Annotated in this window: 25 protein-coding genes; 16 read left to right on the top strand and 9 right to left on the bottom strand. The window is 58.6% G+C overall.

From position 1 onward, the window contains the following. Window positions 1-70: 70 nt before the first annotated feature. On the bottom strand, window positions 71-1,165 hold the full coding sequence (gene apbC / locus PspS34_RS22595) for an iron-sulfur cluster carrier protein ApbC (protein WP_150813353.1): 1,095 nt from the start codon (window positions 1,163-1,165) through the stop codon (window positions 71-73). Window positions 1,166-1,497: 332 nt separating this feature from the next. On the opposite strand from apbC, the gene metG reads away from it, so the two are divergent. The 8 genes from metG (at window position 1,498) to PspS34_RS22635 (ending at window position 8,490) form a co-directional block, all read left to right on the top strand. After that, on the top strand, window positions 1,498-3,549 hold the full coding sequence (gene metG / locus PspS34_RS22600) for a methionine--tRNA ligase (RefSeq protein WP_056726133.1): 2,052 nt from the start codon (window positions 1,498-1,500) through the stop codon (window positions 3,547-3,549). A gap of 253 nt (window positions 3,550-3,802) precedes the next feature. Next, window positions 3,803-4,372, top strand: coding sequence for an Rnf-Nqr domain containing protein (locus PspS34_RS22605; protein ID WP_154860461.1), 570 nt, complete (start codon window positions 3,803-3,805; stop codon window positions 4,370-4,372). Beyond that, a complete protein-coding gene (gene rsxB / locus PspS34_RS22610; protein WP_150814667.1) occupies window positions 4,369-5,382 on the top strand; it encodes an electron transport complex subunit RsxB in 1,014 nt (337 codons plus the stop codon). Before PspS34_RS22605 ends, rsxB begins: the two co-directional genes overlap by 4 nt. Further along, window positions 5,369-6,355: an RnfABCDGE type electron transport complex subunit D gene (locus PspS34_RS22615; RefSeq protein WP_150814668.1), complete on the top strand. Its 987-nt coding sequence runs from the start codon at window positions 5,369-5,371 to the stop codon at window positions 6,353-6,355. Before rsxB ends, PspS34_RS22615 begins: the two co-directional genes overlap by 14 nt. Further along, on the top strand, window positions 6,352-6,963 hold the full coding sequence (locus PspS34_RS22620; protein WP_057713441.1) for an RnfABCDGE type electron transport complex subunit G: 612 nt from the start codon (window positions 6,352-6,354) through the stop codon (window positions 6,961-6,963). The genes PspS34_RS22615 and PspS34_RS22620 overlap by 4 nt, the downstream gene beginning before the upstream one ends. Further along, complete coding sequence (locus PspS34_RS22625) at window positions 6,956-7,540, top strand: Rnf-Nqr domain containing protein (RefSeq protein ID WP_150814670.1); 585 nt, start codon at window positions 6,956-6,958, stop codon at window positions 7,538-7,540. Before PspS34_RS22620 ends, PspS34_RS22625 begins: the two co-directional genes overlap by 8 nt. A 25-nt stretch (window positions 7,541-7,565) precedes the next feature. Then, window positions 7,566-8,204, top strand: a complete 639-nt coding sequence (nth, locus tag PspS34_RS22630; protein WP_102671233.1) for an endonuclease III — start codon at window positions 7,566-7,568, stop codon at window positions 8,202-8,204. A gap of 106 nt (window positions 8,205-8,310) precedes the next feature. Then, window positions 8,311-8,490, top strand: coding sequence for a hypothetical protein (locus PspS34_RS22635; RefSeq protein ID WP_007972325.1), 180 nt, complete (start codon window positions 8,311-8,313; stop codon window positions 8,488-8,490). 83 nt (window positions 8,491-8,573) lie between these two features. On the opposite strand, the gene PspS34_RS22640 is transcribed toward PspS34_RS22635, so the two are convergent. Next, a complete protein-coding gene (locus PspS34_RS22640) occupies window positions 8,574-9,200 on the bottom strand; it encodes a response regulator transcription factor (protein WP_154860462.1) in 627 nt (208 codons plus the stop codon). Between the two features lie 546 nt (window positions 9,201-9,746). On the opposite strand from PspS34_RS22640, the gene PspS34_RS22645 reads away from it, so the two are divergent. Further along, complete coding sequence (locus PspS34_RS22645) at window positions 9,747-10,445, top strand: hypothetical protein (protein WP_154860463.1); 699 nt, start codon at window positions 9,747-9,749, stop codon at window positions 10,443-10,445. 150 nt (window positions 10,446-10,595) lie between these two features. Here PspS34_RS22645 and PspS34_RS22650 read toward each other — a convergent pair whose 3' ends face one another. Beyond that, window positions 10,596-11,813, bottom strand: a complete 1,218-nt coding sequence (locus PspS34_RS22650; RefSeq protein WP_007972320.1) for an argininosuccinate synthase — start codon at window positions 11,811-11,813, stop codon at window positions 10,596-10,598. A 129-nt stretch (window positions 11,814-11,942) separates the two neighbouring features. Continuing rightward, entirely contained in the window at window positions 11,943-12,848 is a 906-nt protein-coding gene (locus tag PspS34_RS22655) for an OmpA family protein (RefSeq protein ID WP_150814673.1), read from the bottom strand. A gap of 159 nt (window positions 12,849-13,007) precedes the next feature. On the opposite strand from PspS34_RS22655, the gene pyrC reads away from it, so the two are divergent. After that, window positions 13,008-14,054 (top strand): dihydroorotase, encoded by a 1,047-nt coding sequence (gene pyrC / locus PspS34_RS22660; protein WP_090457540.1) that lies wholly within the window; start codon window positions 13,008-13,010, stop codon window positions 14,052-14,054. After that, the gene (gene rnt, locus PspS34_RS22665; protein WP_057713434.1) at window positions 14,051-14,728 is read left to right on the top strand and encodes a ribonuclease T; all 678 of its coding nucleotides are present in this window, start codon (window positions 14,051-14,053) and stop codon (window positions 14,726-14,728) included. The genes pyrC and rnt overlap by 4 nt, the downstream gene beginning before the upstream one ends. Window positions 14,729-14,914: 186 nt before the next feature. On the opposite strand, the gene PspS34_RS22670 is transcribed toward rnt, so the two are convergent. Beyond that, the gene (locus PspS34_RS22670) at window positions 14,915-15,517 is read right to left on the bottom strand and encodes a peroxiredoxin C (RefSeq protein WP_057713433.1); all 603 of its coding nucleotides are present in this window, start codon (window positions 15,515-15,517) and stop codon (window positions 14,915-14,917) included. Window positions 15,518-15,828: 311 nt separating this feature from the next. Here PspS34_RS22670 and PspS34_RS22675 point away from each other — a divergent pair, with 311 nt between their 5' ends. After that, the gene (locus PspS34_RS22675; RefSeq protein ID WP_007985869.1) at window positions 15,829-16,047 is read left to right on the top strand and encodes a bacterioferritin-associated ferredoxin; all 219 of its coding nucleotides are present in this window, start codon (window positions 15,829-15,831) and stop codon (window positions 16,045-16,047) included. Between the two features lie 198 nt (window positions 16,048-16,245). Further along, the gene (gene bfr, locus PspS34_RS22680) at window positions 16,246-16,722 is read left to right on the top strand and encodes a bacterioferritin (RefSeq protein ID WP_057713432.1); all 477 of its coding nucleotides are present in this window, start codon (window positions 16,246-16,248) and stop codon (window positions 16,720-16,722) included. A 199-nt stretch (window positions 16,723-16,921) separates the two neighbouring features. Here the strand turns inward: bfr and grxD are convergent, their stop codons facing one another. Both grxD and PspS34_RS22690 read right to left on the bottom strand, forming a co-directional pair. Beyond that, complete coding sequence (grxD, locus tag PspS34_RS22685; RefSeq protein ID WP_150814674.1) at window positions 16,922-17,263, bottom strand: Grx4 family monothiol glutaredoxin; 342 nt, start codon at window positions 17,261-17,263, stop codon at window positions 16,922-16,924. Between the two features lie 97 nt (window positions 17,264-17,360). Then, entirely contained in the window at window positions 17,361-19,469 is a 2,109-nt protein-coding gene (locus PspS34_RS22690; protein WP_154860465.1) for a molybdopterin oxidoreductase family protein, read from the bottom strand. A gap of 574 nt (window positions 19,470-20,043) precedes the next feature. On the opposite strand from PspS34_RS22690, the gene argF reads away from it, so the two are divergent. Together argF and PspS34_RS22700 are read left to right on the top strand one after the other, a co-directional pair. Next, window positions 20,044-20,964, top strand: a complete 921-nt coding sequence (gene argF, locus PspS34_RS22695; protein ID WP_057713430.1) for an ornithine carbamoyltransferase — start codon at window positions 20,044-20,046, stop codon at window positions 20,962-20,964. Continuing rightward, window positions 20,961-22,070, top strand: a complete 1,110-nt coding sequence (locus PspS34_RS22700; RefSeq protein ID WP_154860466.1) for an ABC transporter ATP-binding protein — start codon at window positions 20,961-20,963, stop codon at window positions 22,068-22,070. Before argF ends, PspS34_RS22700 begins: the two co-directional genes overlap by 4 nt. A 116-nt stretch (window positions 22,071-22,186) precedes the next feature. Here the strand turns inward: PspS34_RS22700 and PspS34_RS22705 are convergent, their stop codons facing one another. Both PspS34_RS22705 and ybaK read right to left on the bottom strand, forming a co-directional pair. Next, the gene (locus PspS34_RS22705; RefSeq protein WP_154860467.1) at window positions 22,187-22,969 is read right to left on the bottom strand and encodes a PhzF family phenazine biosynthesis protein; all 783 of its coding nucleotides are present in this window, start codon (window positions 22,967-22,969) and stop codon (window positions 22,187-22,189) included. A 109-nt stretch (window positions 22,970-23,078) separates the two neighbouring features. Beyond that, on the bottom strand, window positions 23,079-23,549 hold the full coding sequence (gene ybaK / locus PspS34_RS22710) for a Cys-tRNA(Pro) deacylase (RefSeq protein ID WP_057713427.1): 471 nt from the start codon (window positions 23,547-23,549) through the stop codon (window positions 23,079-23,081). A 347-nt stretch (window positions 23,550-23,896) separates the two neighbouring features. Here ybaK and PspS34_RS22715 point away from each other — a divergent pair, with 347 nt between their 5' ends. Beyond that, the gene (locus tag PspS34_RS22715; RefSeq protein ID WP_090457548.1) at window positions 23,897-24,748 is read left to right on the top strand and encodes an MIP/aquaporin family protein; all 852 of its coding nucleotides are present in this window, start codon (window positions 23,897-23,899) and stop codon (window positions 24,746-24,748) included. Window positions 24,749-24,812: the final 64 nt, after the last annotated feature.

Here is a 24,812-nt window from a genome sequence, read left to right on the forward strand (position 1 = left end):
TGGTTGAATGACACACCGCTTTCGCGAGCAAGCCCGCTCCCACATTTGGTCAGCGTTTATCTGGCGAACATTAGTCGTCGCTGACGCTGATGTTCGGCATCGCCGGCGTCAACGCTTCCTGCAACACGATCCGCGCGCCGACATGGCGGGCCAGTTCCTGGTAAACCATCGCAATCTGGCTATCAGGCTCGGCGATCACTGTTGGCTTACCGCCATCGGCCTGCTCGCGGATGACCATCGACAGCGGCAGCGAAGCCAGCAGTTCAACGCCATACTGGTTGGCCAGTTTCACACCACCGCCTTCGCCAAACAGATGCTCGGCATGCCCGCAGTTGGAGCAGATGTGCACGGCCATGTTCTCCACCACGCCCAGCACCGGGATGTTGACCTTGCGGAACATTTCCACGCCCTTGCGTGCGTCCAGCAATGCCAGGTCCTGTGGGGTGGTCACGATCACCGCACCGGCCACCGGCACTTTCTGCGCCAGGGTCAACTGGATGTCACCGGTGCCTGGCGGCATGTCGATGACCAGGTAATCGAGGTCACCCCACGCGGTCTGGGTGACCAGTTGCAACAGGGCGCCCGAAACCATCGGCCCGCGCCAGACCATCGGCGTGTTGTCGTCGGTGAGGAAAGCCATGGACATCACTTCGACGCCATGGGACTTGAGCGGAACGAACCACTTCTGATCCTTGACCTCGGGGCGGGTACGCTCGGGTATGCCGAACATGATGCCCTGGCTCGGGCCGTAGATGTCCGCATCGAGAATCCCGACCTTGGCGCCTTCCCGGGCCAGAGCCAGGGCCAGGTTGGCCGCCGTGGTGGATTTGCCCACGCCGCCCTTGCCGGACGCCACGGCCACCACGTTTTTCACGTTCGCCAAGCCCGGAATCTGCACCTGAGCCTTGTGCGCGGCGATCACGCTGGTGATTTCGACCTTGGCACTTGCCACGCCATCCAGCCCCTGAATGGCCATTTCCAGCATCTGCGCCCAGCCACTCTTGAACAGACCGGCGGCGTAACCCAGTTCAAGCTGAACGCTGACGCGGTCGCCCTGAATCTCGATGTTGCGCACGCACCCGGCGCTGACCGGGTCCAGGTTCAGGTAAGGGTCGGTATACTGGCGAAGGACGGCTTCCACCGCTGCGCGATTGACGGCGCTCATGGGCAACTCCGAAAACAGGACTGGAAAAGATAGTGGGTATCGTACCTGTTCTGCGCCCGAGGCGGCATGCCTGTAGACCATTTGTTGCGCAGGCATTCATGTGGCGAGGGGGCTTGCCCCCGTTGGGTGGCGAAGCCGCCCCAATCCCGGCAGCCCGGTTCCGACAATTGGATCGCATCAGCCTTATTACGACTGCTGCGCAGTCGAACGGGGGCGAGCCCCCTCGCCACAGTTTTCACCAGCTATGCATCCGGAAACAGGCTCACAGGGTGAAAAATATGCGCCGGCGCTTTATAGTGGCCGACCTCCGTTTCATCAAGTAGCCGAGCCCCATGTCCGAGCCACGCAAGATCCTCGTCACCAGCGCCCTGCCCTATGCCAATGGTTCGATTCACCTCGGCCATATGCTGGAATACATCCAGACCGATATGTGGGTGCGTTTCCAGAAGCACCGCGGCAATCAATGCATCTATGTCTGCGCCGACGACGCCCACGGTTCGGCGATCATGCTGCGCGCGGAAAAGGAAGGCATCACCCCGGAACAACTGATCGCCAACGTCCAGGCCGAACACAGCGCCGACTTTGCCGACTTCCTGGTGGACTTCGACAATTTCCACTCCACTCACGCCGAAGAAAACCGTGAGCTGTCGAGCCAGATCTACCTGAAGCTGCGTGACGCCGGGCACATCGCCACGCGTTCGATCACCCAGTACTTCGACCCGGAAAAGAAAATGTTCCTGGCCGACCGCTTCATCAAGGGCACCTGCCCGAAATGCGGCACCGAAGACCAGTACGGCGACAACTGCGAAAAATGCGGTGCGACCTACGCACCGACCGACCTGAAGGATCCGAAGTCGGCGATCTCCGGCGCCACCCCGGTGCTCAAGGATTCCCAGCACTTCTTCTTCAAGCTGCCAGACTTCCAGCAAATGCTGCAAACCTGGACCCGCAGCGGCACCCTGCAGGATGCCGTCGCCAACAAGATCGCCGAATGGCTGGATGCCGGCCTGCAACAGTGGGACATCTCCCGCGATGCACCGTATTTCGGTTTTGAAATCCCCGACGAGCCGGGCAAGTACTTCTACGTGTGGCTGGATGCACCGATCGGTTACATGGCCAGCTTCAAGAACCTGTGCAACCGCACGCCGGAGCTGGACTTCGACGCGTTCTGGGGCAAGGACTCCACCGCCGAGCTGTACCACTTCATCGGCAAGGACATCGTCAACTTCCACGCCCTGTTCTGGCCAGCCATGCTCGAGGGCGCGGGCTACCGCAAGCCGACCGGCATCAACGTGCACGGCTACCTGACTGTCAACGGTCAGAAAATGTCCAAGTCCCGCGGCACCTTCATCAAGGCCCGGACCTACCTGGACCACCTGTCGCCGGAATACCTGCGCTATTACTACGCGGCCAAGCTGGGCCGTGGCGTTGATGACCTCGACCTGAACCTCGAAGACTTCGTGCAGAAGGTCAATTCCGACCTGGTGGGCAAGGTCGTCAACATCGCCAGCCGCTGTGCCGGTTTCATCAACAAGGGCAATGCTGGCGTAATGGTCGACACCAACGCCGCGCCTGAACTGACCGAAGCCTTCCTGGCCGCCGCGCCAGGTATCGCCGACGCCTATGAAGCCCGCGACTTTGCCCGTGCCATGCGCGAGATCATGGGCCTGGCCGACCGCGCCAACGCCTGGATCGCCGACAAGGCGCCGTGGTCGTTGAACAAACAGGAAGGCAAACAGGATGAAGTCCAGGCCATCTGCGCCACAGGCGTCAACCTGTTCCGCCAACTGGTGATCTTCCTCAAGCCGGTGCTGCCGCTGCTGGCCGCCGACGCCGAGGCGTTCCTCAACGTCGCGCCGCTGACCTGGAACGATCACGCGACCTTGCTCGGCAATCACCAGCTGAACGAGTTCAAGCCGCTGATGACCCGCATCGACCCGGTAAAAGTGCAAGCCATGACCGACGCTTCGAAAGAAGACCTGACCGCCAGCCAGACCGACACCGGCGAAGCCGCACCTGCCGGCAATGGCGAACTGGCCAAGGATCCACTGTCGCCGGAAATCGAGTTCGACACCTTTGCCGCTGTCGACCTGCGTGTCGCGCTGATCGTCAAGGCTGAACACGTGGAAGGTGCCGACAAGCTGTTGCGCCTGACCCTGGATATCGGTGACGAGCAACGCAACGTGTTCTCCGGGATCAAGAGCGCTTACCCGGACCCGTCCAAGCTCGATGGGCGCCTGACCATGATGATCGCCAACCTCAAGCCACGGAAAATGAAGTTCGGTATCTCCGAAGGCATGGTGATGGCGGCAGGCCCTGGCGGAGAAGAAATCTACCTGCTCAGCCCTGACAGCGGCGCCAAGCCTGGCCAGCGCATCAAGTAAGGTCTGCGGCAAAACGATCCCACAGTCGTGCCTGGCGCGGCTGTGGGATTTTCATGTCTGGCCCACCCTCCCGCCTTGCCGGATAATGCCTAAGCTTTTTAGACCATCTCCTGTAGGAGCGAGCTCGCTCGCGATGGTCGTTAACGATTATGCGTGTCCACAGGTTGAACGCAGCGCCCTTGAGTCGATCGTCGGAACGCCGCCCGGACCAAGCTCGCTCCTACAAAAACTACCGTTCTTGTCGGCACGAACAATGACCGAAATCCTGCTTACGCTTATCAGCGCTGCCCTGATCAACAACCTCGTGTTGCAATGGCCATTGGCCGTCGATCCACTGTTGGCCGGTCAGCGTCGTCAGGTACATGCCCTGGGCATTGCGACGACATGCCTGATGCTGGTCGTGGGCATGCTCGGCTACGCGCTCTATCAATGGATGCTGGTGCCACTACAATTGACGCCGCTGCGTCTGTTTGTGTTTCTGCCATTGAGCGTGCTGCTGATCAGCCCGTTGCTGAAGTTGCTGGCGCGGTTGTTTTCGACACTACCATTCGAAGGCCTCTGGCCGTTGCTATTGGGCAACGCTGGCGTACTCGGCGTGGCCCTGCTCAATGCTCAGGAAGACAAGGGCTTTTTTCACGCCACTGCCTTGAGCCTCGGTGCAGGGTTGGGCTTCTGGCTGGTGTTGAGCCTGTTCACTGATTTGCGTGAACGCACGGCCGACAACGATGTTCCCCTGCCCTTTCGCGGCTTGCCGATCGACCTGATTGGTGCCGGCCTGATCGCAGTGGCTTTTCTCGGATTCAGCGGACTGATCAAAACATGAGTCTGATTCAATGCATCGACGCACTCTTGCCGCAAACCCAATGCGGCAAGTGCGGGCACCCCGGGTGCAAGCCGTATGCCGAAGGCATCGCCAGCGGTGAGCCGATCAACAAGTGCCCTCCCGGAGGCAACGAAACCATCGCGGCCCTGGCTGAACTGCTGAAGGTGCCGGTGCTGGAACTGGACATCACTCGCGGCTCGGCACCTGCGCAGATCGCCTATATCCGCGAGGCCGAGTGCATTGGTTGCACCAAGTGCATTCAGGCCTGCCCGATCGATGCCATCGTCGGCGCGGCCAAGCTGATGCACACGGTGATCATTGATGAGTGCACCGGTTGCGACCTCTGCGTGGCACCGTGCCCGGTGGACTGCATCGAAATGCGCCCATTGCAGCCGAACACTGTACTGCCTGTTGTCGGGGGCCTGGCCCTCACACCGCAGGCGCGGCAGGCCCGCAACCTCAAGCGCGATCACGCACGGCGCCGCTTCGAACAACGCAATGCCCGCCTGCAGCGTGAGGAGCAACAGAAAATCGCCGAGCGCCAGGCAAGGCAGCGAGCCGCACAACCTGCCGAGACGACAGCCGACCCGGTGCAGGCGGCCCTCGAGCGCGTCCGCGCACAGAAAACCGCCAATGCCGATGCCGCGCTGAAAAAGGCCAAGATCGAGGTGGCGATGAGTCGGGCGCAGTTGCACAAATCGCTGAAGGCCTTCGGGCATCCGCCGACCTTCGAACAGCAATCGCAGTTGATCGCACTGCAACAACAGTTCGAAGCCGCCGAACAAAACCTGGCGCAACTGGAAAACGCCGCTCCACCTTCCCCTGCGCCGACGGTCGCAGCTGCGTCGTCAAATGATGCCGATCTGAAACGGGCCAAGATCCAGTTGGCCATGCGTCGCGCCGAACTCAAGAAGGCTCAGGCCAACGAAGCACCAGCGGAACAAATCGAAGCCCTGGAACGCGCACTCGGTGAAGCCGAACGCCTGGTGGACGCCCATGCCAGCCCTTGACGTGGTGGATGATCGCCTGCAACAGGCGATGAAACTGGTGCTGTTGGCCACGCTGCCGGGAATCCTGGCAGCGTTCTGGCTGTACGGCTGGGGTGTGTTGATCAATCTGCTTCTGGCGGCCACTGCCGCGTTGGCCGTCGAGGCCGCCGTCGTGCAATGGCGCAAGCAGCCGCCGGGGGCAACGTTGAGTGACGGTAGCGCGCTGGTCAGTGCCACATTGCTGGCTCTGGCGCTGCCGCCTTACTGCCCATGGTGGCTGACCCTCAGTGCTGCCTCTTTTGCGATGGTGTTCGGCAAGCACTTGTATGGTGGCGTCGGTTCGAATCCCTTCAACCCGGCGATGCTCGGTTTGGCGCTGGTGCTGGTGACCTTTCCCCAACCAATGACCCATTGGCCATTGCCCCATGGCATGGATCTGCTGAGCGGCCTGCAGCACGTGTTTGGCATCGGCCATGTGCCGGATGCGTGGGTGCAGGCCACGGCACTGGACAGTCTGCGGATCAACAAAAGCCTGACCATGGATGAACTGTTTGCCGGCAACCCGGCATTCGGCCACTTTGGCGGCCGGGGGGTGGAATGGGTGAACCTGGCCTTTGTGGCGGGTGGAGCGTTTCTCCTGCAACGAAGGGTGATCAGCTGGCATGCACCGGTCGGCATGCTGGCCAGCCTGTTCATCATCAGCCTGTTGTGCTGGAACGGCTCGGGCTCCGACTCCCATGGCTCGCCGTTGTTTCATCTGCTGACCGGCGCGACCATGCTGGGGGCGTTCTTCATCATCACCGAACCGGTGTCCGGCGCCAGAAGCCCTGGCGCGAAACTGTTGTTCGGCGCTGGTGTTGGGCTTCTGACTTATCTGATTCGTACCTGGGGTGGCTACCCGGACGGCATCGCCTTCGCTGTGCTGTTGATGAACCTGTGCGTGCCGGCGCTGGAGCGGTTCGTGGCGGCCAGGCAACAGCCGGAGGCGCCATGAACAGGACATCAAGCATCGCGCTTGTGGTGCTTTTGGCCGCACTGGGCCTTGGCGTGACGTACTTCGTACAACTCGGCAGCGCGCCACGCATTGCAGCCGAACAGCGCCTGATCGACAGCCGTAACCTGCTGGACCTGATCGCGCCGGACAGCTACGACAATCAACCACTCGAACACCCCATAACGATTGAAGCAGCCGCACTGACCAACAGCACCTTGCTGGGTGGTTATCTGGCGACCCGAGCCGATCAACCCGTCGCGGTGTTGCTGCGCAGTCAAACCCTTGGCTACGCCGGTGCCATCGACCTGTTGATCGCAGTCGACGCCAATGGCAGGTTGCTGGGCGTCAAAACCCTCAAACAGTCGGAAACACCTGGACTGGGGGCTCGGATCGCCGACTGGCCCAATGCCTGGCTCCAGGTTTTTTCCGGCAAGTCTCGAACAGAACCCGGTGACAGCGGCTGGGCGCTGAAAAAGGATCAGGGACAGTTCGATCAGATCGCAGGCGCAACCATCACCTCAAGAGCGGTGATCAATGCCGTCCACGATGCCTTGCGCTACTTCGATGAACACCGGCAACAACTGCTCGGAATCCCTGCCCATGGATAACTCATCGACTCTGCGCAACGCCTTGATGCTGACGCCACTGATCGGCGTCACCCACTCGCTGATGGCTGCAGTTGGCCTGTGCCTGATGTTCATGGTGGTGACTCAGTTGTTCGGTCTGGCCATGGGTGCCCTGCGATCTCGACTGGTCCCGGCGACCCGTATGCTGGCCAGCATCCTGTTGGCAGCCACCCTCACCAGTTGCGCGGAACTCATGGCACAAGCCTGGTCGCTGCAATGGCAGCAGCATCTGGGGATTTATGGAGCCTTGATCGCCTTGCAATGCGTCGTACTGGAACACACCGGGGTCTTTCAGAGCGATTGGCATCAACGTCTGCGACTCAATAGCCTGTTTGCCACGCTGATGATCGCGCTGGGCCTGCTGCGCGAACTCATCGGCAACGGAACACTTGGAAACCATCTATCGTGGCTGTTCGGCGCAACGCAAACTGACTGGCATGGCTGGGTGCTGGTGGCTGACGGCGGACTGCGCCTGACCACACTGGTCCCTGGCGGGTTCATCCTGCTCGGACTCCTGATCGCCGCCTGGCAGGCCTGGCGCCCGACGCCCACACATTGATTGCCTTCGAGGAAACGCACTGCCCATGAATGCCGCAAAACGTCTGGAAATTTTCCGCCGACTGCACGAGGACAACCCGGAACCAAAGACCGAACTGGCCTATTCCTCCCCCTTCGAATTACTGATTGCCGTGATTCTCTCGGCGCAGTCCACCGATGTCGGCGTCAACAAGGCCACAGCCAGGCTTTTCCCGGTCGCCAATACCCCGGCAGCGATGCATGCCCTGGGTGTCGAAGGGCTGTCGGAGTACATCAAGACCATCGGGCTGTACAACAGCAAAGCGAAAAATGTGATCGAAACCTGCCGTTTGCTGGTCGAGCGTCACGCCGGCGAGGTCCCACAAACCCGCGAAGAGCTGGAAGCACTGCCCGGCGTCGGCCGCAAGACCGCCAATGTGGTACTCAATACGGCATTCCGTCAGCTGACCATGGCCGTCGACACGCATATTTTCAGGGTCAGCAACCGGACTGGCATTGCTCCCGGCAAGAATGTGGTGGAAGTCGAGAAAAAACTGATGAAATTCGTGCCCAGGGAGTACCTGCTCGACTCCCATCACTGGCTGATCCTTCATGGTCGCTATGTTTGCCTGGCCCGCAAGCCCCGATGCGGAAGCTGCCGGATCGAGGACTTGTGCGAATACAAGCACAAAACCTCCGACGATTGAGGCGCTATTGGGTTTATTGATTTGTCGATTGAAAAAATCTTTTTTACCCGCCGGGAGAATGTCGATATAAGGGGCGCCAAAGGCCTTCTTAGCCTGGAGCAACTAAATGAGTACTGGCAAAGAGCAATTAGACGTAGAAGACGATTTCACCACCGCCGAAACCGATGATGCTGAACCGGTGGTTGAAGTAGCGAAAACTAATCTGAGCAAACGCCGCACCATCGACAACCTGCTGGAGGAGCGCCGACTGCAAAAGCAATTGGCCGATTACGATTTTGATTTATGACACCTGAAAGCCTCCCGAAACGGAGGCTTTTTTTTGCTAAGTGCCGTACCCCGATAGGCGCCCCATGTCGCGCAGTTATGCCATCACACCAGACCATTGCGTTGTGCCAGTTCGATCAGATCGACCAGAGACCGCGCATTCAGCTTGAGCAACAGGCGGGTCTTGTAAGTACTGACTGTTTTATTGCTGAGAAACATCCCATCGGCAATCTCTTTATTGGTCTTTCCTCGGGCCAACTGCTGCAGGACCATCATTTCCCGCCCCGACAATCGATCGACCATATCGGCCTCACTGGCATTCCCCAAACTGCAACGTACGGTATGCAAGGCTTGATTAGGAAAGTAACTGTAGCCTGACAAAACGGCCTTTATTGCACTGAGCAACTCCGTGAGGTCTTGTTGTTTGCAGACATAACCGGCTGCACCGGATTGCATGCAACGCATCGAAAAATGTCCCGGCGCCTGGGAAGTCAAAATCAGCACTTTCATCGGCATTGAAGTCGAAGACAAACGCGCGATGACTTCCAACCCGTCCAGCTTCGGAATCCCGATATCCAGAATGATAATGTCCGGCATAAGTTCACGGGCTAGTTGCAGTGCGTCCACACCATTATCGGTTTCTGCAATAACTTCGTAGCCATGACGCTCCATTAGCATACGTACCGCAAGACGAATGACGGGGTGATCATCCACGATCAGCACTTTATTCATGGGCAAGTCCAATTTTCGCTGTTCGAATTTTTAGAGCCCGCACAATAGCCTAGTCGTTTCACCCATGGCATGTCGCCCCTCCCGGACACCCACACCAAGAGACATCCCCTACAAACAACACGGATTCCTCCTACAAAAATCCCTCGAACAGAATGAATTTAAAACTGTATCAGCGTCAGTGTGTCGCACTTTCCAGCAGCCACCTGTGTCGATTTACGACCAAAATTTTTCGAGAGCCAGCTTGATCCGGTCGCGCCCTGAGAACTACTAGCCTCTACCTTTCCGCTAAAACGTAACTGATATTTACACACTCAATACTCATACCAGAAATATCACACACCTCGCATCCAATTACTCTTACAGCAAATAATATTTTTTGAGCAATCATTAAAATACGCCAAAAATTCAAGAAACCGACGAGCGATACAACAAACAAATAAAAACTTGTCAAAAATCAGCAGATAATCAAAAGCACTACAATAACCACCACAACAAGCCAACTTCATAAACCACTCGAGAACAGACAACCCGACATGAGTACAGAATATGATAAAAAAACGAATCACCAACCCAATGACAATTATCGCGATATTCGCAGCGCTCTCTGAAACTTCGGCAGCCGTCTCTCTACCCTTCCTTGATCAGGAGGAAAGAGAACTCTACGTCTGGTTCCTGATCAGTTTTCCGTTCTATTTACTTTTGCTTTTTTTCGCGACACTCAACTTCAACTATAAATCACTTTATGCACCCTCCGATTTTGAGAAGGGAAAGCACTTCATGAAGGTTATGGATGATGTTGGGCGCTCGGAAAAAAAAGCGTCCGCAAAACCGTCTGAAAACCCCACACTGGAAACGTCAGCGAATGACTGGCGGTCAGCCCGAACGCCCTGTGGCGCACAGGACCCGCCAACCGGGATTGGTCTGCAAACCGTTGTCTCTGTTCAGCATCACCTTCAGTTACCGGAGCCGGTAAAAGACCTGTACATCGTTGATGTACGCTGGATGAGCGAAGAGGTCGAGTTTGGAGCGCTGCTGGAAAAAATCCAGAGGCCACGGGAAAAGACGGCGTACGTGATTCTGTTTGTCACTTGTGCCGTTTCGGAGAAATTACTGAAAGCCAGTGCGCTTGGACATACAAAGCAGGCCAGCAAACGCGGTGCCGCCTTTTATGTGGCCTACAATCTGGACTCGCACAGGTTGTCGGTCATTGATCACGCCGGGCAACCGGCGAACAGCAACCTGTAGTACAGGTCAGGCCATCGAGAAGGGGAAAAACAGGAAATCATCAACGGAAACGAAAACACCCGACAACGCAGTAACTGGCATCACACCCCGTTTTCAGGTACCTGACCTCGTCGAGGACGAGGTCAGGCACCCATCACGATGTCAAAGGTCTCAGAACAGCTTCCGGCCTTTGTTCGCCGCAATGCGCATGCGCAGGGCGTTGAGCTTGATGAAGCCCGCGGCATCCGCCTGGTTGTACGCGCCGCCATCTTCTTCGAAGGTAGCGATGTTGGCGTCGAACAGCGAGTCGTCGGACTTGCGGCCAGTGACGATCACATTGCCCTTGTACAGTTTCAGGCGCACAACGCCGTTCACGTTGACCTGGGACGCATCGATCATCTGTTGCAGCATCAGACGCTCAGGGCTCCACCAGTAGCCGGTATAGATCAGGCTGGCGTACTTGGGCATCAGCTCGTCCTTGAGGTGAGCCACTTCGCGGTCCAGGGTGATCGATTCGATCGCACGGTGGGCGCGCAGCATGATGGTGCCGCCAGGGGTTTCGTAGCAGCCACGGGACTTCATGCCCACGTAGCGGTTCTCGACGATGTCGAGACGGCCGATACCGTGCTCACCACCGATACGGTTCAGGGTCGCCAGCACGGTGGCTGGAGTCATTTCGACGCCGTCCAGCGCGACGATATCGCCGTTGCGGTAGGTCAGTTCCAGGTACTGCGGCTTGTCTGGAGCGTTTTCCGGGGAAACGGTCCAGCGCCACATGTCTTCTTCGTGCTCGGTCCAGGTGTCTTCCAGCACGCCGCCTTCATAGGAGATGTGCAGCAGGTTGGCATCCATGGAGTACGGGGACTTCTTCTTGCCGTGGCGCTCGATCGGAATCGCGTGCTTCGCGGCGTAATCCATCAGCTTTTCACGGGACAGCAGGTCCCACTCGCGCCAAGGAGCGATCACTTTCACACCTGGCTTCAAGGCGTACGCACCGAGTTCGAAACGAACCTGGTCGTTACCCTTGCCGGTGGCACCATGGGAAATGGCGTCTGCACCGGTTTCGTTGGCAATTTCGATCAGGCGCTTGGCGATCAGCGGACGAGCGATGGAAGTACCCAGCAGGTACTCGCCTTCGTAAACGGTGTTGGCGCGGAACATCGGGAAAACGAAATCGCGCACGAACTCTTCGCGCAAGTCGTCGATGTAGATCTCTTTGACGCCCATGGCCTGAGCCTTGGCGCGTGCAGGTTCGACCTCTTCGCCCTGACCCAGGTCAGCGGTGAAGGTCACTACTTCACAGTTATAAGTATCCTGCAGCCACTTGAGGATCACCGAAGTGTCCAGGCCGCCGGAATACGCCAGAACGACCTTGTTTACGTCCGCCATGCCATCACTCCACGGGGTTCTACGGAAAGCCGGGAAGTCTACCGCTCATGCAGAATAATTTACAGTGGCGCGACAGCTTATGACGACGAAGCGACAGATTATGTCGAGGGCGCGACGATTACAGCCGGGTCAGGAAGTGGCCGAAGTGGCCGCCTTCGTCGCTTGCGGGGCGACTTGTTCCGCGGGTGCTCCGCGCTCCAGGCGCACTGCTACTCGACGGTTCTTCGCGCGGTTGGTGTTGTTGGTGTTAGGCGCCACCGGATAACGCTCGCCATGGAAACGCAGGGTGATTTGCGATTCCTGGATGCCGTTGGCCTTGAAGAACTCCATCACTGCCAGGGCTCGGCGCCGCGACAGGTCGCGGTTGGTCAGGCGGTTGCCGCTGTTGTCGGAGTGACCGTCGAGCTCGATGTGATTGACCGTCGGATCGGCCTTCATGTACTCCAGCATTACCTGCAGTTTGGCTTTTGCGGCGCTGTCGAGTTCGATTCCGCCGCCGGGGAAGCCGATTTCCGATTGCTTCACCTGTTCGAAATTCTGTGGCAACAGTTTCGCCACGCAACCCTGGTAGTCGGCAAACGCCTTGGTGAACCTGACCGGCAACAAGCGTACTTCCGACACCCGCCCATCCCCCGAGGAATGTCGAACGACCGGGCTGCGACCGTCCATCAGGCCACTGATCAGACGCCCGGCCTGAACCTGTGAGCTATTGAACAATACGTTGCCACTGCCGATTCTCACCGTGCCCAGGTTGATATCGTCACGGCCCGGTTGCCACGGCGCGGCAGCGGCCAGCAAGGTGGCCGAACCGCCGCCGATCATCGGGTTGTAGGCTTTCAGACGGAAAATCGCCTGCTCGCCGGCACGACGCACGAACTCGCCCGAACCGAAATCGGTAACCGGCTGAGTCAGGCGGCATTCGAACTTGTCGCCTTCGACCGTCCACTCAATGTTCTCCAGACGTGTCTGGAAAGTGAGCGCCATCGCCGGAAGGCTGGCAAACACACTGAGCAAGGCTAAATAACGCTGGCGCACGGGAGGCTCCACTGGCTTCTACAACAAAAAGACCGACACACACATGTTTACGGCATACCTGTTGGATATCGGAAGCTTCCTGCAAAACTTGATAGCGAGTGCCTGCAAGAGTCTTTTCCGGTAGCATTCCCTTGAGTTTGACCCGCCTGGAATCCCCTCATGTCCGACCGCCTGACCCTGCTGCGTCCCGACGACTGGCATATTCATCTTCGTGATGGTGCCGTGCTGACCAATACCGTCGCGGATGTCGCGCGCACCTTTGGCCGCGCCATCATCATGCCCAACCTGGTTCCACCGGTACGCAATGCGGCCGAAGCCGACGGCTATCGGCAGCGGATTCTCGCTGCCCGCCCGGCCGGCAGCCTGTTCGAACCACTGATGGTCCTGTACCTGACCGACCGCACCCAGCCTGAAGAAATTCGCGAGGCCAAGGCCAGCGGATTCATTCACGCCGCCAAGCTGTACCCGGCCGGCGCGACCACCAACTCGGATTCTGGCGTCACCAGCATCGACAAGATCTTCCCTGCACTAGAGGCCATGGCCGAAGTCGGGATGCCGTTGTTGGTCCACGGTGAAGTCACCCGGGGCGATGTCGACGTGTTCGACCGAGAAAAAATCTTCATCGACGAGCACATGCGTCGTGTGGTCGAGCGTTTCCCGACCCTCAAAGTGGTCTTCGAACACATCACCACCGCGGACGCCGTGCAGTTCGTCAACTCGGCTTCGGCCAACGTGGGCGCGACCATTACCGCGCATCACCTGTTGTACAACCGCAACCACATGCTGGTGGGCGGGATTCGGCCGCACTTCTATTGCCTGCCGATCCTCAAGCGCAATACCCACCAGGAAGCCCTGCTCGACGCGGCCACCAGCGGCAGCGACAAGTTCTTCCTCGGCACCGACTCGGCTCCCCACGCCCAGCATGCCAAGGAAGCGGCCTGCGGCTGCGCCGGTTGCTACACCGCCTATGCGGCCATCGAGATGTACGCCGAAGCTTTCGAACAGCGCAATGCGCTGGACAAGCTCGAGGCCTTCGCCAGCCTCAACGGCCCTCGGTTCTATGGTCTGCCGGCCAACACCGATCGCATCACCCTGGTCCGCGAAGAGTGGACCGCCCCGACCAGCCTGCCATTTGGCGAGCTGACCGTTATCCCGCTGCGCGCCGGTGAAAAACTGCGCTGGCGCCTGCTGGAGGAACACGCGTGAGTGAAGACCATTTCGACGACGAACTGGAAGGCAATGGCGGCGGAGGCGGCCCTCGTCATCCAATGGCGGCAAGGTTTCGTGGTTACCTGCCGGTTGTCGTCGACGTAGAGACCGGTGGCTTCAACTCGGCCACCGATGCCCTGCTGGAGATCGCCGCGACCACCATCGCCATGGATGAAAAGGGTTTTGTTTACCCGGATCACACCTACTTTTTCCGTGTCGAGCCGTTCGAAGGCGCGAACATCGAAGCGGCAGCCCTGGAATTCACCGGGATCAAGCTCGATCACCCGCTGCGCATGGCGGTGAGTGAAGAGTCTGCCCTGAACGATATCTTCCGCGGCGTGCGCAAGGCCCTCAAGGCCAACGGTTGCAAACGGGCGATCCTGGTCGGGCATAACAGCAGTTTCGACCTGGGCTTCCTGAATGCGGCGGTTGCGCGGCTGGACATGAAGCGCAATCCGTTCCATCCGTTCTCCAGCTTCGATACCGCAACGCTGGCCGGTCTCGCTTACGGCCAGACCGTGTTGGCCAAGGCGTGCCAGGCAGCGGACATCGACTTCGACGGTCGCGAGGCTCACTCGGCTCGCTACGACACCGAGAAGACGGCAGAGCTGTTCTGCGGCATCGTCAATCGCTGGAAACAGATGGGTGGTTGGGAAGACTTCGGCGACTGAGTGCACTCACGAATCAATGTGGGAGCGAGCTTGCTCGCGATGGTCGTGAACGATAACGCGGGAAGCCTGACACCCAGCGGCGCTCTCAAGTCCATCGCGAGCAGGCTCGCTCCTACAGACGACTGAGTGAATTCCGTCCATAAAAAAACCGGCCTCGAAGGCCGGTTTTTTTATACCTGGAACGCCTTACAGAGCGGCAGCGTGCTCGGTCAGGTAAGCAGCAACGCCTTCTGGCGAAGCGTTCATGCCTTTGTCGCCTTTTTTCCAGTTGGCAGGGCAGACTTCGCCGTGCTCTTCGTGGAATTGCAGAGCGTCGACCAGACGGATCAGCTCTTCCATGTTACGGCCCAGCGGCAGGTCGTTGACGATCTGCGAGCGGACAACGCCTTTGTCGTCGATCAGGAACGCGCCACGGAAAGCCACGCCATCAGCGGACTGAACGTCGTAGGCCTTCATGATGTCCTGCTTGATGTCGGCAGCCATGGTGTAGCGAACCTGGCCGATACCGCCATTGTTCACTGGAGTGTTGCGCCATGCGTTGTGGGTGAAGTGCGAGTCGATCGAAACAGCGATCACTTCAACGTTGCGAGCCTTGAAGTCAGACATGCGGTTGTCCAGAGCGATCAGCTCGGACGGGCAAACGAAGGTGAAGTCCAGTGGATAGAAGAACACCAGGCCGTATTTGCCTTTGATCGCCGAGGACAGGGTGAAGCTGTCAACGATCTCGCCATTGCCGAGTACGGCCGGTACGGTGAAGTCAGGGGCTTGTTTGCCTACGAGTACGCTCATTGGATATCTCCTGGTGTAATAGCGTGAGAAACAGGGCTCGCATCAGCCTGCCACCCTGAGGCGACAGCCCTGTGACACGATCCCCGGTCGCAAAAGACCGGCCATCATACACCGCGTGTTTGAGCTGGCTTAGCTGTTTTTTCCCCGTACGATGAAATCCCCACCGGTTTTGGATCACCGGTTTGCCAGGCAGACCGTTCGTCAGCCATACCCGTTTATGACGAAAAGTGCTCTGAAACCACTTTGACAATCATTCTCGTTAACATTAAGATCCATCGCAATTGAGTCACAATCAGCGACGGTCCTTCCCTATGTATGTTTGCCTCTGCACTGGCGTCACCGACGGTCAAATCCGCGATGCGATCTATGAAGGATGCTGCAGCTACAAGGAAGTCCGTGTAGCCACCGGCGTTGCGAGCCAGTGCGGCAAATGTGCCTGCCTCGCCAAGGAAGTGGTCCGCGAGACCCTGACCAAACTGCAAACGGCCCAGGCTGCAATTCCTTATCCAGCAGAATTTACCGCGGCTTAAACATCGAATTTCAAAGAACCGGACATATGTCCGGTTTTTTTATGCCTCAAAATCAACTAGTTATGCTCTAGACGCGGAACACAAACATTCTTATTCCGATTAATTTTCATTTAAGTTTCAATAACTTAGGTTTGACACTATTAAGTACGAGGCTCAAACTCTGCTCTATTGACAGCTAATACAGGGCAGGACCCCATCATGAAAGGCGACGTTACAGTCATCCAGCATCTCAACAAGATCCTCGCCAATGAGCTGGTCGCGATCAATCAATACTTCCTGCATGCGCGCATGTATGAAGATTGGGGCCTGAACAAGCTCGGCAAGCACGAGTACCACGAATCCATCGACGAGATGAAGCACGCGGACAAGCTGATCAAGCGCATCCTGTTCCTTGAAGGCCTGCCGAATGTCCAGGACCTGGGCAAGCTGCACATTGGCGAGCACACCAAGGAAATGCTTGAGTGTGACCTGCGTATCGAGAAAACCGGCCATGCCGATCTCAAAGTGGCTATCGCGCATTGCGAAAAAGTTGGCGACTTCGGTAGCCGTGAACTGCTTGAAGATATCCTCGAGTCCGAAGAAGAACATATCGACTGGCTGGAAACCCAACTGGGCCTGATCGATAAAGTAGGCCTTGAGAACTATCTGCAATCACAGATGGGCGAAGACGAGTAACTTCTACGCCATTAATCTCGATGCAATAAAAAGCCCCGCCCTCTTTCGAGTGGCGGGGCTTTTTATTGCCTGCTCTTGTAGGAGCGAGCTTGCTCCGGGCGGCGTTCCGACGATGGTCGTTAACGATAACGCTGGGAGCCTGACACCCAGCGGCGTTCTTTAGTCCATCGCGAGCGAGCTCGCCCCTACAGGAAGCGAATCAGGCTTCGGACTTTGGAGCAGCAGCCTTGGCGGCGGCGTCCTTGATCAGGCTCTGCAGCGAACCGTCAGCAGCCATTTCAGTCATGATGTCGCTACCGCCGACCAGTTCACCGGCAACCCACAGCTGTGGGAAGGTTGGCCAGTTGGCGTATTTTGGCAGGTTGGCGCGGATTTCCGGGTTCTGCAGGATGTCCACGTACGCAAACTTTTCGCCACACGCCATCACGGCCTGCGCGGCTTTCGCGGAGAAGCCGCACTGCGGGGCATTCGGCGAGCCTTTCATGTAAAGCAGAATGGTGTTGTTGGCAATCTGCTCTTTAATCGTTTCGATGATATCCATGGAGCACCTCGGCTGAACTTTCCGACTCATGGGTCGGCACGGTGGCGCATTGTAACGGAAAGCCGAGCGCCCTGCTCGGTCTCTCCGTCTGACTGATTCAAGCCGCCACCACGATCACCGGCACACCATTGAGCGCGGCATTTCCCGACAGTTCGTCAATCTGGCGTTCGTCGGTCAGGTCGTTGGCGCTGGAGCCCGGCTGGCTGCTGGCAATCGACATTTGCACGCCCGGCCGCGCATGCCCCCAGCCGTGAGGCAGGCTGACCACGCCTTTCATCATGTCCAGACTGCCAAGCACTTCGACTTCGATCACACCCACCCGTGAACTGACCCGAACGCGCTGTCCGTCGCTGAGCCCGCGACCGGCCAGGTCGTCCGGATGCATCAGCAACTGGTGACGTGGCTTGCCCTTTACCAACCGATGATAGTTATGCATCCATGAATTGTTGCTGCGTACATGCCGGCGGCCAATCATCAACAACTCGTCGGCGGCCGGCGCCTTCAAGGCTGCAAAGCGCGCCAGGTCAGCGAGAATCGCCGCAGGCGCGGCCTGGATGCGTTGATTGGCAGTCTTCAGGCGTGGGGTCAGGTTAGGCTTGAGCGCGCCCAGATCGACGCCATGGGGATGATCGAACAAAGTCGCCAGCGACAGCTTGTGCTCTGAATTGTCGCCGTACATTCCCATGCGCAAGCCGCGATCGATCATTTGCGCAGGGGCGATGGTGGGCTTCAGCTCTTTGCCGGTCCTGACGGCAAATGCCTTGGCCAGGCCGACGAAAATCTCCCAGTCGTGCAATGCACCTTGGGGTTTGGCGAGGATGGCGCGGTTGAAACGGCTGACGTTGCGCACCGCGAACAGGTTGAACGTGGTGTCGTAATGGTCGTTTTCCAGCGCCGATGTGGACGGCAGGATCAGGTCGGCGTAACGCGTGGTTTCATTGATGTACAGGTCGATACTGACCATGAACTCCAGACCGTCCAGCGCCTGTTCGAGTTGTCGGCCATTGGGTGTGGACAACACCGGATTGCCCGCCACGGTGATCAGCGCGCGGACTTGCCCTTCCCCTTCAGTGAGCATCTCTTCGGCCAGCGCCGAGACAGGTAGTTCTCCGGCGTACTCCGGGCGCCCGGAAACCCGGCTCTGCCACAGATTGAAATGCCCGCCCGAGGTCGACGCCACCAGGTCCACTGCTGGCTCGGTGCACAAGGCACCACCCACGCGATCGAGATTGCCGGTGACCAGATTGATCAACTGCACCACCCAATGGCACAGAGTACCGAAGGCCTGGGTCGAGACGCCCATGCGGCCATAGCAGACTGCACTCGGTGCCGCGGCGAAGTCCCGCGCCAACTGGCGGATCTGTTCGGCCGGTACGGCGCACAACGGACTCATGGCCTCGGCAGTGAACGGTGCGACAGCCTCCCGTACGTCCTCCAGGCCGTCCACCGGCAGATGGCTGTCGCGGGTCAGACCTTCAGCGAACAAGGTATTGAGCAGGCCGAACAACAGCGCTGCATCACCGCCCGGGCGTACGAACAGATGCTGGTCGGCAATCGCCGCCGTTTCACTACGGCGCGGATCGACCACCACCACCTTGCCACCCCGGGCCTGTATCGCCTTCAAGCGTTTCTCCACATCCGGCACGGTCATGATGCTGCCGTTCGAAGCCAGTGGATTGCCGCCCAGGATCAGCATGAAATCGGTGTGGTCGATGTCCGGGATCGGCAGCAGCAGACCGTGGCCGTACATCAAATGACTGGTCAGGTGATGGGGCAATTGATCGACCGACGTTGCGGAAAACCGGTTGCGGGTTTTCAACAGGCCGAGGAAGTAATTGCTGTGGGTCATCAACCCGTAATTGTGCACGCTCGGGTTGCCCTGATAGACCGCCACGGCGTTTTGCCCGTGACGTTCCTGAATGGCGGCGAGGCGTTCGGCGACCAGATTGAATGCCGCTTGCCACTCGATGGGCTGCCATTCATTGCCCACCCGCTGCATCGGCTGATGCAGGCGATCCGGATCGTTCTGAATGTCTTGCAACGCCACGGCCTTGGGGCAGATGTGCCCACGACTGAACGTATCCTGGGGGTCGCCCTTGATCGAAGTGATCTGGACGTTACCGCCTTCGCCCCTGGTGGTTTCGATGGTCAGGCCACAGATGGCTTCGCACAAATGGCACGCACGGTGATGGAGAGTCTTGGTCATGGCCAGTCTCTGTCTTGTTATGGGCGGGCAACGTAGGCCGCGGAAACAAAACTATGGCGCCAGAGCCGACGACACGCCAGCGACGTTCGTCTTGTGAATCGAGGGTTATCAGGCCAGCCGATGGCCGTCCGAGTTCAGTTCGAAGGCAGCCTGGGCGGCACCTGCAACTGAATTTCCTGAAGGGTTTCAATCGGTCCGTGGGGGCCATGCGCGCCGGTCTGCTCGCCGATCGGGCGCCAGTGCCCATCAAGCCCGGCGCTGATGAATGACAAGTCAAAAACCGACTGTCAGCGCACCATTGCCGCCGCGCCTGATTGCCAAGCCCCGAGGGGCCGGTGTACAAATGAACCGCCGCTATCAGGAAACAGGCTTCAAAAGCGCTACCTCGGTAAACCCGTAGCACCTCTGAAACTCCCTAAAAACTGTAGCCCTATTGGTAAGACGCGACATTTAATTATAAGATCGCGCCTTCCCCTATTTCGTCGCCCCGTGCGGCTTACGCCGCAGGTCTCGCCCGTTGTTCCGTTAAACAAGGCTTTGAGCATCTGCGGTTTGTAGCAAAAGGTAGTCAATGATGAGCGCAAGGCACTTTCTCTCCCTGATGGATTGCACGCCCGAAGAGCTGGTCAGCGTGATCCGTCGAGGCGTTGAGCTCAAGGACCTGCGTAACCGCGGCGTACTGTTCGAGCCTCTGAAAAACCGCGTCCTGGGAATGATTTTCGAGAAATCCTCGACCCGTACCCGGATCTCCTTCGAGGCCGGCATGATCCAGCTCGGCGGGCAGGCGATCTTCCTGTCGCCACGTGACACCCAACTGGGTCGTGGCGAGCCGATCGGCGACTGCGCCATCGTCATGTCGAGCATGCTCGATGCAGTGATGATCCGTACCTTTGCCCACAGCAACCTGACCGAATTCGCCGCCAACTCCCGCGTACCGGTGATCAATGGCCTGTCCGATGACCTGCACCCGTGCCAGTTACTGGCCGACATGCAGACCTTCCTCGAACATCGCGGCTCCATCCAGGGCAAGACCGTGGCCTGGATTGGCGACGGCAACAACATGTGCAACAGCTATATAGAAGCGGCGATCCAGTTCGACTTCCAGTTGCGCGTAGCCTGCCCGGAAGGCTATGAACCCAACCCGGTGTTCCTGGCCAAGGCCGGCGATCGGGTCACCATCGTTCGCGATCCGAAGGAAGCCGTGCGTGGTGCACATCTGGTGAGCACCGACGTCTGGACCTCCATGGGCCAGGAAGAGGAAACCGCCAAGCGTCTGCAACTGTTCGCGCCGTATCAGGTCAACCGCGCCCTGCTCGACCTGGCCGCTGAAGACGTGCTGTTCATGCACTGCCTGCCAGCGCACCGCGGCGAGGAAATCAGCATCGACCTGCTCGATGACAAGCGCTCGGTGGCCTGGGATCAAGCCGAAAACCGTCTGCACGCGCAAAAAGCCCTGCTCGAGTTCCTCGTCGAACCGGCGTATCACCACGCATGAGCCAGCCATTACTGCTTAACCTGCGCAACCTCGCCTGCGGCTATCAAGACCAGCGCGTGGTGCAGAACCTCAACCTGCACCTGAACGCAGGCGACATCGGTTGCCTGCTGGGCTCGTCGGGCTGCGGCAAGACCACCACCCTGCGGGCGATCGCCGGTTTCGAACCGGTGCACGAAGGCGAAATCCAGCTGGCTGGCGAGACCATCTCCAGCGCCGGCTTCACCCTTGCGCCGGAGAAACGTCGCATCGGCATGGTGTTCCAGGACTACGCGCTGTTTCCGCATTTGAGCGTGGCCGACAACATCGCCTTCGGCATTCGCAAGCATCCGCAAAAGGATCGCGTGACCGAAGAGCTGCTGGAACTGGTCAACCTGAAGAATCTCGGCAAGCGTTTCCCCCACGAGCTTTCAGGAGGTCAGCAGCAACGTGTCGCACTGGCCCGTGCCCTGGCGCCGGAACCGCAACTGCTGTTGCTCGACGAACCCTTCTCCAACCTTGATGGCGAATTGCGCCGCAAGCTCAGCCATGAAGTACGCGACATCCTCAAGGCCCGTGGCACCAGCGCGATTCTGGTGACTCACGACCAGGAAGAAGCCTTCGCGGTGAGCGACCACGTTGGTGTGTTCAAGGAAGGTCGCCTGGAACAGTGGGATACGCCCTACAACCTGTATCACGAACCCCTGACACCTTTTGTCGCGAGTTTCATCGGCCAGGGCTATTTCATTCGCGGTCAGTTGAGCAGCCCAGAATCGGTGCAAACCGAACTGGGTGAGTTGCGCGGCAATCGGGCCTACACCTGGCCGGTAGGCGGCGCCGTGGACGTGTTGCTGCGCCCGGACGATATCGTCTATGCCCCGGACAGCGCACTGAGGGCGCGAATTGCCGGCAAGACATTCCTGGGTGCATCGACCCTGTATCGCTTGCAACTGCCGACAGGCGCACAGCTGGAGTCGATTTTCCCGAGCCATGTCGATCGTCAGGTTGGGGCGGATGTGGGTATTCGTGTCGCGGCTGAACACCTGGTGCTGTTCCAGGCGTCCGGCAGCACGGCGGCGCAGATTCCTGCGGCTGAATCAGGTGTCCGGCGCTACAGCACGGCCAACTGATAAACATGGACTAAATGTGGGAGCGGGCTTGCTCGCGAAGGCGGAGTGTCAGTCGATGATGATGTTAACTGACTGTCCGCCTTCGCGAGCAAGCCCGCTCCCACAATGGGTTTGCGTTATCCCAGCATCAGCGTGCCACTGGCAACCAGGGTCGCATTGCCGCCGATCCTCACCCGATCGCCTTCCAGTTGGCAGAACAATTCCCCGCCCCGCGCCGAACACTGAAAAGCCGTCAAGCTCGACTTGGCCAAACGCTTTGACCAGTACGGAATCAGCAGGCAATGGGTCGATCCGGTCACCGGGTCTTCATTGATGCCGATTGCCGGGGCGAAGTAGCGGGAAACGAAATCGTGCTGCTCGCCCCGCGCCGTCACGATGGCACCCAGCCATGGCAGTTTCGCCAGGGCCACCATGTCCGGTTTGCAGTCGAGCACGGCTTGCTCCGACTCCAGCACCACGAACAGCTCATTTGAAGCCAGTACCTCAACAGCCTTCACGCCCAGTGCACGCTCGATGTCCGAGATCACGTTCACCGGCGATGCAGTAATCGCCGGGAAATCCAGCCACAGCCGCCCACCTTCACGGGTCACGCCCAACGGGCCGGATTTGCAGGTGAAGTCCAGTCGCTCGACGGGCTCCTTATAAATCTCGAACAGCACATGAGCGCTAGCCAGCGTCGCGTGACCGCACAATGGCACCTCAGTGGTCGGCGTAAACCAACGGATGTGCCAGCCCTGCCCTTCACGCACGACAAACGCCGTTTCGGCGAGGTTGTGTTCGGCGGCAATCTTTTGCATCAACTCATCGGCGAGCCAGGTGTCGAGCCGATAGACCATCGCCGGATTGCCGCTAAATGGCTGATTGCTGAACGCGTCGACCTGATGAAACTCCAGTTGCATAACCTTCTCCCTTTGTCAGACCACAAAGCATGCCGCGCTGGCTCAGCCGGCACCAGTGACAGAGCAGGCTGATTTTCACCATACAGCGCTGCGCGGACTCCGATGATGTTCACGCACGGCCGATATCGGCAAATCTGGCCTGGGTGTGCTCGGCCAGCACCGCCGGTGCCAGTTCGACTTCCAGTCCACGCCGCCCCGCACTGACAAAAATGCTGGCGAAGGGCTGGGCCGAATTATCAATGAAGGTACGCAAGCGCTTTTTCTGCCCCAGCGGACTGATCCCGCCCAACAGATAGCCGGTAGAGCGCTGCGCTGCCGCCGGGTCGGCCATTTCGACCTTCTTCACGCCCGCGGCGTGGGCCAGCCCTTTCAAGTCCAGGCTGCCGACAACCGGCACCACGGCCACCAGCAACTCGCCCTTTTCACTGGCCGCCAGCAAGGTCTTGAACACCTGCGCCGGATCGAGCCCGAGTTTTTCCGCCGCTTCCAACCCGTAGGAGGCGGCCTTGGGGTCATGTTCGTAACTGTGTACGCGATGTTCGGCCCGAACCTTTTTCAACAAATCCAATGCGGGGGTCATGACAGCTCCAGACTGGGCGGCAGAAGAAAAATACTGCGCCCGATTCTAGGACATTGATCATTAAAAGGCTCTACAGCGGCGCATTCATGACGCCATTGCCTGGCAACCCCATTCCTCAACAACCCGGTCATTCATACAGCGAATAGTTTCTTTGTGACCAATGGTTCACTTTCGACCTTTGACAGCAGCGTTTCTTGTCTATATTTTTTCGTTTATGAAACTGTACGAAACGTCCTACCGCTGCACCCAGCAGTAAACCGCGACCAGGACGGGGATCCTGCCTCGGCGAAAACCGCGCTCCGACCATGATGGAAAAAGCGCCAGACAACAAAAAAAATGAGGTTTCAATGACAACTGCTTTACAACAACCGTCGCTCTCGAGCCAATGCATGGCCGAGTTTCTGGGTACGGCGCTGCTGATCTTTTTTGGTACAGGTTGCGTTGCCGCGCTCAAGGTCGCGGGTGCCAGTTTTGGCTTGTGGGAAATCAGCATTATCTGGGGCGTCGGCGTCAGCATGGCGATCTACCTTACCGCTGGGGTTTCCGGGGCTCATCTGAACCCTGCCGTCAGCATTGCCCTGAGCATTTTCGCGGACTTCGAAAAACGTAAATTGCCTTTCTACATACTCGCCCAGGTGGCGGGAGCCTTCTGTGGAGCGCTGTTGGTTTACACGCTCTACAGCAATCTATTCTTCGAATTCGAACAAACGCACCATATGGTTCGCGGCACTCAAGCCAGCCTCGAATTGGCCTCCGTGTTCTCCACCTTCCCGAACCCGGTGCTGACCACCGCCCAGGCATTTCTGGTCGAGGTGATCATCACGGCCATCCTGATGGGCGTGATCATGTCCCTGACCGATGACAACAATGGCCTGCCCAAAGGCCCGCTGGCACCGCTGCTGATCGGCCTGTTGATTGCGGTGATCGGTAGCTCGATGGGACCACTGACCGGTTTTGCCATGAACCCGGCGCGGGACTTCGGCCCTAAACTGATGACTTTCTTCGCTGGCTGGGGTGAAATTTCCTTCACTGGCGGACGCGATATCCCGTATTTCCTGATTCCTGTTTTTGCACCGATTGTCGGTGCCTGCCTCGGTGCTGCCGCCTATCGCGGGCTGATTGCCCGCCATCTGCCCAGCGCCGTACCTGCTACAAAGGATGCAACAGCTGCCATTGACGGCAAACCCAGAACTTCTTGATACCGTTGGCGCGTGCCCCTGCCCCTTGATCGCGCGCCAGACCTCACTCCCTTATTTCGTCCAA

This window comes from Pseudomonas sp. S34 (assembly GCF_009866745.1).
In the GTDB taxonomy this organism is placed as follows: domain Bacteria; phylum Pseudomonadota; class Gammaproteobacteria; order Pseudomonadales; family Pseudomonadaceae; genus Aquipseudomonas; species Aquipseudomonas jessenii.